This is a genomic window from Cytobacillus sp. GQ23 (assembly GCF_059758675.1).
Map to the genome: position 1 here is coordinate 1 of NZ_JCAXER010000021.1, position 12,451 is coordinate 12,451.

General features: G+C 39.8%; 14 protein-coding genes, 1 pseudogene and 1 other annotated feature. Of the genes and pseudogenes, 9 read left to right on the forward strand and 6 right to left on the reverse strand.

The window, feature by feature from the left end:
* Window positions 1-143 precede the first annotated feature (143 nt).
* A complete protein-coding gene (locus AC6CHU_RS17250) occupies window positions 144-269 on the forward strand; it encodes a hypothetical protein (RefSeq protein ID WP_268891635.1) in 126 nt (41 codons plus the stop codon).
* Between the two features lie 74 nt (window positions 270-343).
* On the opposite strand, the gene AC6CHU_RS17255 is transcribed toward AC6CHU_RS17250, so the two are convergent.
* Window positions 344-1,039, reverse strand: coding sequence for an ArsR/SmtB family transcription factor (locus AC6CHU_RS17255; RefSeq protein WP_159862312.1), 696 nt, complete (start codon window positions 1,037-1,039; stop codon window positions 344-346).
* A 93-nt stretch (window positions 1,040-1,132) separates the two neighbouring features.
* Here AC6CHU_RS17255 and AC6CHU_RS17260 point away from each other — a divergent pair, with 93 nt between their 5' ends.
* Complete coding sequence (locus tag AC6CHU_RS17260) at window positions 1,133-1,741, forward strand: flavin reductase family protein (RefSeq protein ID WP_251283535.1); 609 nt, start codon at window positions 1,133-1,135, stop codon at window positions 1,739-1,741.
* Between the two features lie 319 nt (window positions 1,742-2,060).
* Here the strand turns inward: AC6CHU_RS17260 and AC6CHU_RS17265 are convergent, their stop codons facing one another.
* Together AC6CHU_RS17265 and AC6CHU_RS17270 are read right to left on the reverse strand one after the other, a co-directional pair.
* Window positions 2,061-2,528 (reverse strand): DUF3291 domain-containing protein, encoded by a 468-nt coding sequence (locus tag AC6CHU_RS17265; protein WP_159862310.1) that lies wholly within the window; start codon window positions 2,526-2,528, stop codon window positions 2,061-2,063.
* Between the two features lie 120 nt (window positions 2,529-2,648).
* A complete protein-coding gene (locus AC6CHU_RS17270) occupies window positions 2,649-3,065 on the reverse strand; it encodes a DUF1284 domain-containing protein (RefSeq protein WP_251283533.1) in 417 nt (138 codons plus the stop codon).
* A 330-nt stretch (window positions 3,066-3,395) separates the two neighbouring features.
* Window positions 3,396-3,610, forward strand: a binding site (T-box leader).
* 55 nt (window positions 3,611-3,665) lie between these two features.
* On the opposite strand from AC6CHU_RS17270, the gene proS reads away from it, so the two are divergent.
* Both proS and AC6CHU_RS17280 read left to right on the forward strand, forming a co-directional pair.
* Window positions 3,666-5,102, forward strand: coding sequence for a proline--tRNA ligase (gene proS, locus AC6CHU_RS17275; protein ID WP_159862308.1), 1,437 nt, complete (start codon window positions 3,666-3,668; stop codon window positions 5,100-5,102).
* A gap of 243 nt (window positions 5,103-5,345) precedes the next feature.
* Window positions 5,346-5,903 (forward strand): isochorismatase family protein, encoded by a 558-nt coding sequence (locus tag AC6CHU_RS17280; protein ID WP_159862307.1) that lies wholly within the window; start codon window positions 5,346-5,348, stop codon window positions 5,901-5,903.
* Between the two features lie 117 nt (window positions 5,904-6,020).
* Here the strand turns inward: AC6CHU_RS17280 and AC6CHU_RS17285 are convergent, their stop codons facing one another.
* Entirely contained in the window at window positions 6,021-6,575 is a 555-nt protein-coding gene (locus AC6CHU_RS17285; RefSeq protein WP_236566116.1) for a restriction endonuclease, read from the reverse strand.
* Between the two features lie 677 nt (window positions 6,576-7,252).
* On the opposite strand from AC6CHU_RS17285, the pseudogene AC6CHU_RS17290 reads away from it, so the two are divergent.
* A pseudogene (locus AC6CHU_RS17290) lies at window positions 7,253-7,769 on the forward strand (GrpB family protein).
* Window positions 7,770-8,027: 258 nt separating this feature from the next.
* Here the strand turns inward: AC6CHU_RS17290 and AC6CHU_RS17295 are convergent.
* Window positions 8,028-8,318 (reverse strand): hypothetical protein, encoded by a 291-nt coding sequence (locus AC6CHU_RS17295; protein WP_498122504.1) that lies wholly within the window; start codon window positions 8,316-8,318, stop codon window positions 8,028-8,030.
* A 157-nt stretch (window positions 8,319-8,475) separates the two neighbouring features.
* Here AC6CHU_RS17295 and AC6CHU_RS17300 point away from each other — a divergent pair, with 157 nt between their 5' ends.
* On the forward strand, window positions 8,476-8,925 hold the full coding sequence (locus AC6CHU_RS17300) for an NUDIX hydrolase (protein WP_251283530.1): 450 nt from the start codon (window positions 8,476-8,478) through the stop codon (window positions 8,923-8,925).
* Between the two features lie 134 nt (window positions 8,926-9,059).
* Complete coding sequence (locus AC6CHU_RS17305; protein WP_159862304.1) at window positions 9,060-9,692, forward strand: lysozyme inhibitor LprI family protein; 633 nt, start codon at window positions 9,060-9,062, stop codon at window positions 9,690-9,692.
* Window positions 9,693-9,897: 205 nt separating this feature from the next.
* On the opposite strand, the gene AC6CHU_RS17310 is transcribed toward AC6CHU_RS17305, so the two are convergent.
* Window positions 9,898-10,431, reverse strand: coding sequence for a GNAT family N-acetyltransferase (locus AC6CHU_RS17310; protein ID WP_159862303.1), 534 nt, complete (start codon window positions 10,429-10,431; stop codon window positions 9,898-9,900).
* A 350-nt stretch (window positions 10,432-10,781) separates the two neighbouring features.
* Here AC6CHU_RS17310 and AC6CHU_RS17315 point away from each other — a divergent pair, with 350 nt between their 5' ends.
* Both AC6CHU_RS17315 and AC6CHU_RS17320 read left to right on the forward strand, forming a co-directional pair.
* Entirely contained in the window at window positions 10,782-11,735 is a 954-nt protein-coding gene (locus AC6CHU_RS17315; RefSeq protein ID WP_159862302.1) for a nitronate monooxygenase, read from the forward strand.
* A gap of 207 nt (window positions 11,736-11,942) precedes the next feature.
* On the forward strand, window positions 11,943-12,359 hold the full coding sequence (locus AC6CHU_RS17320; RefSeq protein ID WP_311315899.1) for a DUF2500 domain-containing protein: 417 nt from the start codon (window positions 11,943-11,945) through the stop codon (window positions 12,357-12,359).
* Window positions 12,360-12,451 lie beyond the last annotated feature (92 nt).

The following is a 12,451-nucleotide window of genomic DNA, read 5'->3' on the forward strand; positions in this document are numbered from 1 at the left end:
TCTTTTGTTTTATAGAAGGAATTTCCAATTCAGCATAGTATATTGTAATGATGGATTCATACATTTTTTTACAGGTGCATGAAATATAGAGCAGCATTTTTTGTCATGGAAGCTACTGTCCATTCTATAGGGAGGTACTGATCTTGGGTGAAAAGAATAAAAAGCAAGTGAATAGAAAAGCTGTATGGGCATTGTTTGGGTTAGGATTTGGATCAGGTGTGGGGGCACTCTTAGGTATTTTAGCTTACAATTGTCAGTGGCTTGGATAGAATCATAGTTCGGCAGATTTGACGGTAATAGGAATGCCAGTGGTACCCGCATCCAGGAAGCGAGGGTACCTTTTTTATTCTCTATCCATATCAATCGCAAAGGTATCCTTAAGTCCCTTCAATCCAGAAGGGGTTATTTTGATAGCCCGGGTTTTGGGGATACGCTGGATCCAATTTCGTTCCAGGAGTATCTCCAGGATGGCATTCCCCAGTGCACCTGCAAGATGATGGCGTCTTTCGCTCCAGTCCAGACATTTATGGGAAAAAGAGCGGCGTTTCTTTTTTAATGAGGCCAGGTCTATTTGCATGGTGTGGAAAAATTCTTTTCCCTCTTCCGTAACACTGAATGTGTCATTTACTTCAGCAATAAATCCTCTTTTTTTTAGCGATTCAGTTATTTGCACCCCTAAATTTCCAGCGAGATGATCATAGCATGTTCTGGCAAAGCGGATTGCTTTATCTTCAGAGGCATGTTTAAAAGATTTAATTTCTGCTGCAGGGGCAATGGATAGAAAGGATTCCATCACTCTGGCAACTTCTTGATTCATGATTCCATAATACCGGTGCCTTCCCTGTTTTTCTGCTGTCACTACTTGAGCATCCAGCATTTTTTTGAGGTGGAAGCTGGCCGTTTGCGGCTTAACCCGTGCCATATGGGCGAGCTCGTTTACAGTGTGAAAGCGGCCATCCAATAAGGCGGTCAGTATAGCTGCCCGACTGGGTTCACTGATTAGAGAAGCGACTTTTGCAACGTTAGAATTCACTATCATATCCCATTCCTCCATGTAATCCATATTTCGATGATAATTGAAATAATTAGCCCTTACAATGATAATTGAAAAAATATTCAGGAGGAACAAGTTATGAAAAAGGAAGAAATAAGAACTAAACCCATTCACCCCAAAATTTTATACTATGGAACACCAGTGGTCTTATTAACAACACTTAATGAAGATGGAACATCCAACATCAGCCCGTTATCCTCGTCATGGGCGTTAGGGGAATGTATTGTTCTTGGAATCGGGGAAGGGGGAAAGGCATTGGAAAACCTTCGTAATCATCCTGAGTGCGTGGTGAACGTTCCCGGCCCCGGCCTCTGGAGGAATGTAGAGGCTTTGGCACCGCTGACAGGCAAGAATCCAGTACCGGAATACAAACGGGATAATTCATTTCGTTTTGAGAGGGATAAATTCTCGGCAGCCTCCCTTAGTAAGCAGGAAGCAGAAATCGTGAAGCCCCTTAGAATCCTGGAATGTCCCCTGCAAATTGAGAGCAGGGTGGAACATATCAGGATTCCGGAGCATGACCCAAGCTTTGCTATCGTAGAAGTAAAAGCATTAAAAGTTCATGCCCATACATCCATCATTATGGAGGATCATCATGTGAACCCCTATGAATGGAGTCCGCTTATTTATAATTTCAGACACTATTACGGACTGGGCGGACATCTTGGGAAGACCTTCAGGGCTTAATCTCTTTGAATAGACGAAATCCTTTTTCATATAATGAAGGGCTATAAAAAAAGAAAGCGCAAAAAGAAACGAAACAATATACTCTGAAGAGCAGGGGGATTCCATGTCAAAATATATATTAGTATTTTCTTCTTATCAGTACTAGTAAGTGCCTTGCTCATTATTATAATGGGTTCAGTAAATATGGTCGGAAGCGATTCGGCAGAAGAAGCGGTAAACACATTCGGAATAATTATTGTCTTACTGCTGTCATTAATAATTTCGCAAATGTGTTATTTAATAGAATTGATTAAAAAGAAAAAGTAACTTTCTTTCATAGCTATTTAAGCGAGACCGGCTCCCCAAGTTCATTGAACGGATGCTTAAAGTCAAATGCGAAAGAATCAGGTCCATGCTGGATATAAGTATCATATCTTTTGAAAGCTTCCTTCCAGGAAACATCCGATAATTTATCTGTCCACCATACCACATAATTAGGCTGCCTTTCCGGAAGAGGACCAAACCACTTATTCCTGTCCTGCAATGCTTGCCTATGGCTGCCTGAATAGGTAAACCGGTATAAGGATTGCAGGTCTTGCCATACTGTTAAGGTAAGGATAGGAGTTCTATTGCCCTTAATTTTTTCTTCAGGGAGTTTCACTCTATTAGGATTGAATTCTTTTATAAGCTGCCCGGTTTTAGCGGCCTCTCTCATAACTTGATTTCCTGCTATAAAGAACTCCCTTGAGGCAGGGTGTTCTTCTGGATACTTTAGCTGACCAACTGTCAAAATTGCCGCAAATGCCACGAAATTCCCTCCATTTATTTCTTTTTTCTACCTATATTCCGGAAAGAATAGACTAATGCCTGAATGGAGGGATAAATAAATGGATGCTGCCATTTTTAAGAAAAGTATTCTAATAGAGGCTTACTTTACTTCCCTTAAACCCTGCCCTTCAAGAATATCCCGAATGCCTTCTTCACAGACTCCATAAGAGCGCCAGGAACAAGTTTCGCAGACAGTCTGTATATCTGAGGGAAGAGCATGCTTCCGGATGTTTAATTCAATGTCCTGCCAGTACAGAATTTGCCCGATATGAAGCCCTAATTTCTCTAGAATAACAGCATCTCTTTCGTAAATATTATCGTGTTCACAATGGTATTCACCTGAGTTGGGATACTTTTCACACAAATGATCCGGCCCTTTTACTAGCTGTATCCATGTCCTGGGATTGTCTCTCAAGGTTTTATGCATACGTGTCATATTTTCCGCGTATTCCCGGGAATAGCCCATTCCCCGATAGCCCAAAAGACAGAAGAGATGATGGCCGCGCAGCTTAAACATAAAATCCCCCCATAAAATATAAAGGTTAACTAAAATGGTTTGAAGGTTAACACATTTATTTATATTATCATATCAAACTATTTTTTCCAGATCGACTTTATGAACAATGATGGAAATGTTGAGAAATAGGAATATAAAACAGAGTAGAAGGTTAACTTTTAAATTAAGCTGACGCTCATTATTGGTCCGGTTGTGTATGGATTATTTTTCCTGAAGACGTCTAAGATAGAGAGAAGATCTGAGGGGAAATAGTTGGAAGGGACGGTTAGGCAGGAATTTATTTCTGCCTGTATTGAATTACTCATCACAAGTTGGTATATTATCATATATATGTAATCAATGATGTGATCAAGTAAATAAGGATTGTGAAACAGAAAATATAGCCTGGGCTGAGAGCTATATCACCCCTCCTTATTGAAACCTGCCACGGAGATGTTAGGAAAAAGCTAACCGGGTCGTTTCGTTATTAACGATTAGAGGGCTTTAAATTTTGTAAAGCCGAACTAAGGTGGTACCGCGTCTATCAGCATAAAGACGTCCTTTTGAAGGACTCTTTATGCTTTTTTTATTCTAAAAAAATACTTTCAGGAGGAAAAGAAGATGTCTCAAAACACCAATAATTTTTCAAAGTGGTATCTGGAAACGATACAAAAAGCAGATTTATTTGATTACACCCCTGTTCGCGGGTGTATCGCCTTTAAGCCTGATGGCTATGAAATTTGGGAGCATATTCAGGCAGAGATGGATAAGCGTTTTAAGGAAACCGGCCACCGCAATGCCTATTTTCCGATGCTGATTCCGGAGAACTTTTTTCAAAAGGAAAAGGATCACATTGAAGGATTCTCGCCTGAGCTTCCTTGGATCACAGAAGCGGCTGGAGAAAAGCTGGAGGAGCGTCTGGCACTGCGTCCAACTTCTGAAACGATGATTGGACATTTATATTCCGATTGGATTAAAAGCTACCGGGATCTGCCGGTCTTAATCAATCAATGGGCAAATGTATTCCGCTGGGAGAAGAAAACTCTTCCTTTCATCCGCACATCTGAATTTTTATGGCAAGAAGGCCATACAGCACATGTGGACGAAGAAGATGCGCGCAAGGAAACAATGCAGATGCTTGAAATCTATAAAGAAGTGGTTGAAGGTTTGCTAGCGATTCCGGTTTATGATGGACAAAAAACTCCATCCGAGCGCTTTGCCGGTGCAGTTGATACGTTTAGCATTGAAGCAATGATGAAGGATGGAAAAGCCGTGCAGGCGGGGACTTCCCACTACCTGGGCACAAAATTTGCCGAAGCCTTTGATATCAAATATTTGAACAAAGAAAATAAACATACGTTTGTTCACACCACATCATGGGGTACATCGACACGGTTAATCGGCTCTGTCATCATGGTTCATGGTGATGAACAAGGTCTTGTGCTGCCTCCAAGAATAGCACCGACTCAAGTGGTGCTGATTCCAGTTGGCCCATGGAAAAAGAACCCTGCGATTATGGAGAAATTGGATGAAATCTTTGCTGCATTAAAGGCAGAAGGAATCCGCGTACGCCTTGATGACTCCGATCAATCACCAGGCTATAAATTTAATGAGTGGGAGCTAAAAGGCGTACCTGTCCGCATCGAGCTTGGTCCGCGTGATTTAGACCAGAATCAAGGCTTAATGAAAGCACGAGATCTTGGGGATAAAGTGGCTGTATCGCTTGATTCGGTTATCGAAAGCATCAAAAAAGAGCTTGAAACCATGCAAACTCGTTTATTAGAAAAAGCTAAAGCATTCCGTGCAGAGCATTCGCACACACATATTGATACAATCGAGCAATTAGAACAGCACATTGCCCAATCAGAACAAAATGATGCCATCCCAGGGTGGATCTTAGCCGGATGGTGCGGTGATGACGCCTGTGAAGAAAGTGTAAAAGAAAAAACAAAATTCACAACACGAAACATTCCGTTCAACCCGCCGTCCACTAAGGATACATGCATCCATTGTGGAAAAGAAGCGAAGCATACCGTATGGTTTGCCCGGGCTTACTAAGCTGGGAATTGGAATATTGAACTTAGGCCGCCTTACTCAGGCGGCCTATTTTTTTTTGATTCATAGCTTACGAAATTCATTTTTTTGCTTTGGTTATTCTGTTATAATCAAATATATCTAAAAATTTAGATAATTTTAGCTGTATTGAGGAGGAAGATAATATGAGAAATAAATATATTGGCGTGAAAGCACTAGGAGAATATTTCTGAGAAAAATTTAAAGGTGTTGAAAGGGGAAAATTAATTGAATCAAACCTTATTGATTATTGATGCTCAGCAGGAGTTAATTGATGGGAACCTGGAAGAGAGTGCTGTTTTTAATAAAGAGCACCTTATCGGGAATATCAATACAGTGATCGAAAAAGCAAAACAATCAGGTGTTCCAGTAGTCGCTGTAAGGGATCTGGATGTTGCGGAAGGGAAAGGAAAAGGATTTCAGGTTCACGGAGATATTAAATTGCCTGCAGAAACAAAGTGCTTTGATAAAACAGCAACCAATTCATTTCATGGAACAGGACTGCTGGATCACCTGAAGTCTCAAGAGGTCAGGCATGTTGTTATAATGGGCTGTAAAACTCAGCATTGTATAGACAGTGCTGTTAGAACCGCAACAATCAGCGGATTGGATGTTACATTAGTAGGTGATGGGCATTCAACAACGGACAGCGATGCTTTAACTGCTGAGCAAATTATTAAGCATCATAATGAAACACTTCACGGCCATTACAATGTGGAACACTTTTCAGTTGTCAGAAATGCAGAGGAAGATCTGTTCCATCCGATACATGATTCTTATAGGTAAAATGAAATTATAGCCAAGAGATATTTCACCTTAACGTCCAAAAAAATTGGATGTTAAGGTGAAAATCCATATCTTCAAATGTAGAAGTGTGAAGGAATCTCCTGAATATCAAGGAGCCTATCCCCGAATTTTTTCCTCTTTTTTTGCTTTTAGTATCCAGTCTATGAATTGTTCCCGGTCGAATAAGCGGATCTTGTTTGCTTTAGCAAATTCAATTGCTTGAGTGGTGAAACGCTCGTTTGTGATAACCCAGCATTCAGAAGCCTCATAAGTATCCATTTGTTTTAAAGTTTTTTGGACAAGGCGAATACCGATTTCTCTTTTATGGCTTTTGACTTTTACAATCGCTTGGCTGCCTGTTGGGAGGGTTAGTAAAAAACTGATATCCGGGTTCTCATCACTCGGCTTTGTAATGGGATATCCTAATTTAGTTAACAGAGGGAGGGTGAAATCCTCTAATTGTTCATCCGAAAGCTTGCTGATCATCGAGATGTCGGAATCCTCTTGCCTTTTCAGATCGCGGTGCAAACTAAACAATCCGTAAATGCCATAAAAGATCACTCCCCCCAGTAAAGCCGTAATCGCATTTTCCCAATTGTGCGTTTTTAGAAATACAATTATTGGCATCAGAATGATCATAATTAAAAGTATTAGATAATAACGGTCTTTCAAGCTAAAAACACATCCTCCATAAGTTTAATCTTAAGGCTCATACAACAGCTGACTCTGAAATAAATCTTCTCCGTTTCTAGTAAAGATTTTTATCACTGTAAGCTCATTAAAAGGCAGCTCAGTTTTAGTTATATAAGTATCTGTATTAACTGCAAACTTTTCTACACGGCCTCTTTTGTATGTAATTCAAAATATCCTGCCTTTTGAGGTCTTTTCAAACTTTACTCCAACATAATTATTGTACTTACCCTTAAGACAAAGAACGTAAAAATCTAATTTCTCTTCCTCTCCCATTTCGGTTTTCATTTCTCCATTCTCCCGAGATTCTATTAAACCAACAGTATTAGCAGCTGCATTTTCATATAGAGAAAATATATATTCTTCCCCAGGGTGGACTTCAAGATTTCATAACCATTGAAATTCATAAAAATATTATATTCGTTTAAAAGGGTGTTTTCAGGTGCCTCTTTTTCCTTGGAAAATTCATATAAGAATAGTTCTAATACAGTTAATCCCAAAAATAGTAATGGATATAGATGTTTTTTTTCATTAGTGCCACTTCCAGCTCTCCTTAAACAATTATATAAGAAAACAGCAAAAGGCGTATGATTCATTAGAAGGTAAATGATTTTCCGTATGGAATAAGTACTATGAAGGTTTCAACGGAGGTTTTTTGAGTGAAGATTCGACTAACTGAATTAGCGATAGATGGGCCCTTATGTATCAAAGAGAAGCTGAATTTTTAAAAGCCATTTTTAAAGATGAAATCATTGAGTGTGAACATTTTGGGATCACTGCAGTCCGGGGGGATGAAGCAAAGCCTGTAATCGATATGATGTGTATCGTGAAAAACATCGGGAAGATTGATCCATTTAATGAACAGATGAAAAAGCTTAGGTACGAACCTGCAGGGGAATGGGGCATTACAGGGCGAAGATTATTTCGAAAAGGCGGGGAAAACCGATCCCACCATATCCATTTCTATCAATTTGATAACCCTCAAATAGAACGGCATCTTATCTTGAGAGATTATCTGAGGTCCCGCCCGGATGAAGCAGCAAGGTATTCATAATTTAAGGGAGAACTGGCCAGAAGGTTGAAGACACGAGTGATTATAGCCAGGCAAAAATGTTGTTTGTGAAAGAGATGGAGAAGAAGGCGATTGCTTGGTTAGCGGAAGAAAAGAATCTATGAAGTGTGGCAGCAGTTTGCCTTCTTTCCTTATCTTAATTGTAACCAGTGTGTTTTTGGAACTTTTGAAAGGCTTTTGCAGTAATCGCTGAAATCCAGTAAATGCTTATGAACGATATACAGAATACGAAGGGGATATATATTATTGTATAGAGTTTAAGACTATCGATATTGAATAAGGCAACGATTGTTATTAATAGGGAAATTCCTATAGCTTTTGATGTGTGTTTATTTTGAGTGCTCATAAAATTCTCCTTTCGTTTATCTTATTGTTTTATTTTTTCTCTCTAGAAGGATAGGTGTTATATTCAACAGGATTGAAACCGCTGTTAATACCCACAATGCTTTTTCCATAGCAGGAACCACATCCATTAATGCTCCCCAATCTTCTCCATCCACCCAATTGGCCACAGTGCTGTGCTCTGCACATAGTGTCAAGGCAGTGAAGGATAATCCCATTGCCAGTGCCAGTTTATAATCTTTTCCTGCTTTATACTTATAAAGATTCATGATCGTTGCACCTATGGCAATGAATCCAAATATAATCCACATATATTCCGTCCTTTGAATGTTCTAAAAACCATTTTGTGAAATGCTGGAAAGCATGCCCTCCTCCCATTTATATTAACATAAAATTCCAAAATTAATAAAGGATTTATTTCCAAATTGGCGAATAGTCTTAGGGAAGTCTTAAGTATAGGAGATTGTTATGGGGTATGTTATGGATTTAAGAAAGATAGTTGGAAGCCGTCCTCTTGTAATTACTGGAGCGAGTGTCATCATTTTGGATAAGAATAATAGACTATTATTACAGTTAAGGAAGGATAATAACTGCTGGGGGCTGGCGGGAGGTTCTCTGGAGCCCGGTGAAACACTGGAAGATGTGGCAAAGAGAGAGATGCTTGAAGAAACAGGGCTAACAGCGAAAGACCTGCAATTGTTTAATATCTATTCAGGTGAAGAGTTTTACTATAAATACCCTCACGGTGATGAAGTATATAATGTCGTTGCCGCCTATATCTGCAATAACTTTGATGGAGAACTTGATATAGGTGAAGATGAGGTAAGCGAATTGCGATTTTTTCATGTTCAGGAGATTCCCTCGAATATTAGTCCTCCTGACCAAAGAGTGATTAAGGATTATGTTCAATCTATCTAGAAAGGAGTTCCGAAGCGGAGCTCCTTTTTTCGTCCTTGATTTTTAATTGGGATAATTTTCTATAAATAATGATAAGATTGGTTTGGACGAATGAATACAGACATTTTTTCAAAAAGAGAAAGGGAGTTAGAACATTGAAAAACAATAAAAGGTTTTTGGCAGTACTGTTAACAGTAGCCTTGTCAGGAGTATTGGCTGCTTGTGGGAACTCATCTGAAGTATCGAGCAGTGAGCCAACCAGTAACAGCTCTGTTCAAGAAGAAGATATCGAAACAACGGAAAAGGAGCCTAAAGGATCACAGGGAATGGAGGAAGAAAAATCTGACGGCAGCAGTAATACTGCACAGTCCCATGACAAAGACAATTCAGCTGAAGCCTCAAATGATGTTGATGTTGATAAAAATGAAAGTCCCGGGAGCAGTAAAGATGAATATCTTAAGAAGCTAAACAAAATGGAAGAAGCGGACAGAAACGCAGAAGCCAAGACAACGACCACAGAAATGGTGGAACAGGAGGAAGAAAGATATAGAACGTGGGATGACGAATTAAACAAAATCTATGGGTTGCTGGAAGAACAGCTTGAAAATGATCAGATGGATCAACTAAGAGAAGAACAGCGGAAATGGGTCCAGCAAAGAGATGAAACGGCTAAAAATTCTTCCCTAAAATATAAAGGGGGTTCAATGGAGCAATTAGAATATGTGGCTGCCCTGGCAAGTCTGACAAGAGAAAGGTGTTATTTGTTAGTTGCGAAGTATATGAAGTAGGGTACAGCTTTTTTAGGCCGTTTTCGCAAAGTTTGTTGGTATTTATATAATATTTACTGAGTGGATTGTAGTGGAAAGCGAGCATCCTCTCGCTGCAATCAGCGGACAACATTGATAAGCGAAAAACAACAATTTATTCGAAAAGAGCCTTAGTAAAGAAAAAGCTATCTCCAGATATTTAAATAGAGATAGCTTGTATTTGTTTTTACTCTGAAAAGGCTTTTGAATACCGGACTGTACCAGCTGAATTTTTGAGAGCATTATCCGTCAATTCGAGAGCCATGAATGCTTCGTCAGGCACTTCGAAGGGGGCTTTGATATTCCAAAGACTGGCCGGTTTAAAGCCAAACTTAGGATAGAAATCTTTATGGCCCAGAACAATTACAGAATGATAACCGGCTTCTTTGGCCGTGTTAAGTGCAGTACGAATTAATTGGCTCCCGATGCCTTTCCCTTGATAACCGGGAGCAACAGAAACAGGGGCAAGTGCAAGAGAATCTGCCTCTCTTTCACCATCCAATATTTTAATTTTGGATAAGAGAATATGACCCGCAATCTCTTTAGCCGGAGCGGCTGCGACTAAAGAAAGCTCCGGAATGAAAGCTTCGGAACTCCTTAGCCTTTTGACAAGGTAATGTTCTTTTTTATCGCTGTATTCTTCATTTAAAAAAGCTTCTTTTACCATTTCTTCAGTCGAATGATAGTCTGACGGGAGTTCTTGACGAATTAAGATATCCATTTATAGTCTCCTGTTCTTTATGTGATGATAAAGTTTCAATATAAATGGCACTTTCTCATGCTGTTATGCAGCCAGAAAGTGTTTCTCCTCCAGCTCTACACATAAGTTCAACAAACAAAAACCTCCAATTTGAGATGCTTTCATTTTATTAAGATAGGCTGCAGCGGTCAACTGTATCAGCTCTATGTTTATAGTCAGAAGCAGTCTTTGCAAATTCATGAACATTCTGTGAATACCGTAAAAATACAACCTGATTTTAGTACCAGGTATTATGTTTATCACTATTCAATTAACTCCATTCGCACAATAATGGAGAAGAAATAAATTGGCGATGAAATGGGGTAGTTCTTTTGAAATTTCCACAATTAACAATCGGTCATATGACACCCGAGTTTCCCATTATGCAAGGTGGAATGGGCGTAGGGATTTCGTTAAGCGGCTTGGCATCCGCTGTGGCGAATGCCGGGGGGATTGGCATTATTTCAGGAACAGGTATTAGCATAGAAGAGTTAAGGCTGCACATACGAAAGGCCAGGGCATCTATCAAGGGTGAGGGCTATATTGGGGTGAATGTTCTATTTGCCATGAATGATTTCGCTGAAAAAATGAAAGCCGCCATTGAGGAGAAGGTGGATTTCATTATTTCAGGTGCAGGAATATCAAGGGATATGTACAATTGGGGCAAAGAATCCGGTACCCCGGTCATTTCGATTGTGTCATCTGCAAGGCTGGCTAAAATGTCAGAAAGGCTGGGGGCTTCTGCTGTTGTCGTTGAAGGCAATGAGGCAGGAGGACATTTAGGCACCGAAAGGCCATTATTTGATATTTTACCGGAAGTTGTGGAAGCTGTTAAAATCCCTGTCATTGCAGCGGGGGGGATTTTGACAGGAGAAGATATGGCGCATGCCATTCGCTTCGGTGCTTCCGGTGTTCAAATGGGAACACGGTTTGTCGCAAGTCATGAATGTGATGCACCTTTATCTTTCAAGGAAAAATATGTACATGCCCAACAGGAAGATATCGTTATGGTGAAAACTACCGTAGGATTGGAAGGCCGTGCCATTAAGAACCACTTTACGGAACAAATATCTGACAATAAAAAGGTCAAAATCAAGAAATGCATCGATTGCCTGAAAAACTGCTCATACCGCTTTTGCACTATGGATTCCCTGGTCACATCCATGGAAGGGGATTGTGAGAATGGTCTCGTATTTGCGGGGGCAAGAGTCCATGAGATTACCGAGATTCTGCCTGTTGAGACAATCATTCATAATATCACAAGGGAATATGAAGCGTGTGTTTAATTTTAAAAGGCAGTTTTGTCCCCGGACGAGACTGTCCTTTCTCATTCGGCAGATAGTTTTGCTGGACTTATGGCGGGATTTAATATGTTTTCCATTTTGTTTGCGTGATACTACATCAATTCATTTGCATATTCTCTTATAACGGTTCCTTCAATAACTTTGTGAAACTGTTTTGTACGTTATAGATTAAAAAGGGGGGTGTGTTGAATGATGTCTGATCCATTCTTTATGGATGATGTTCTGTTTCAAGTGGTTCCTGTTTTTATTGGCATCGTTTTTATTATTGTTTTTGGCAGTATTTTATTTTCAATTTTTAAAGGGATTGGGCAGTGGAAGAAAAACGAAGAGTCCCCAAATTTAAAAGTGCCGGCTATGATTACTTCAAAACGAGCAGATGTATCCAGAAGCTCAACTATTCATCATGATAACCATCACCACCATTCTTCCAGTACCCGCACACGGTATTTTGTCACATTCGAATTTGAAAGCGGGGACCGTCTGGAGCTCCATGTTTCCGGGAAGGAATATGGTTTGCTTTCAGAAGGAGATATTGGAAAATTAAATTTTCAGGGTACCCGTTTTTTAGGTTTTGAGAGGAATAGGGTAAATAAAAGGGACGCATAAGCAGAACAAGTGGGGGCAGCATACTAAAAAATTTTGGTCAAAATTGTCTTTTCCGAAACAGTAAGAAAAAGTGCAGATAGTGGTATGTAAGC

Bases quoted from the DNA above. Each gene is read 5' to 3' on its own strand.
- AC6CHU_RS17320 (WP_311315899.1), top strand. From the start codon at position 11,943: ATGATGTCTGATCCATTCTTTATGGATGATGTTCTGTTTCAAGTGGTT.
- AC6CHU_RS17295 (WP_498122504.1), bottom strand. From the start codon at position 8,318: ATGTGGATTATATTTGGATTCATTGCCATAGGTGCAACGATCATGAAT.
- AC6CHU_RS17255 (WP_159862312.1), bottom strand. From the start codon at position 1,039: ATGATAGTGAATTCTAACGTTGCAAAAGTCGCTTCTCTAATCAGTGAA.
- AC6CHU_RS17310 (WP_159862303.1), bottom strand. From the start codon at position 10,431: ATGGATATCTTAATTCGTCAAGAACTCCCGTCAGACTATCATTCGACT.
- AC6CHU_RS17300 (WP_251283530.1), top strand. From the start codon at position 8,476: ATGGGGTATGTTATGGATTTAAGAAAGATAGTTGGAAGCCGTCCTCTT.
- AC6CHU_RS17260 (WP_251283535.1), top strand. From the start codon at position 1,133: ATGAAAAAGGAAGAAATAAGAACTAAACCCATTCACCCCAAAATTTTA.
- proS (WP_159862308.1), top strand. From the start codon at position 3,666: ATGTCTCAAAACACCAATAATTTTTCAAAGTGGTATCTGGAAACGATA.
- AC6CHU_RS17270 (WP_251283533.1), bottom strand. From the start codon at position 3,065: ATGTTTAAGCTGCGCGGCCATCATCTCTTCTGTCTTTTGGGCTATCGG.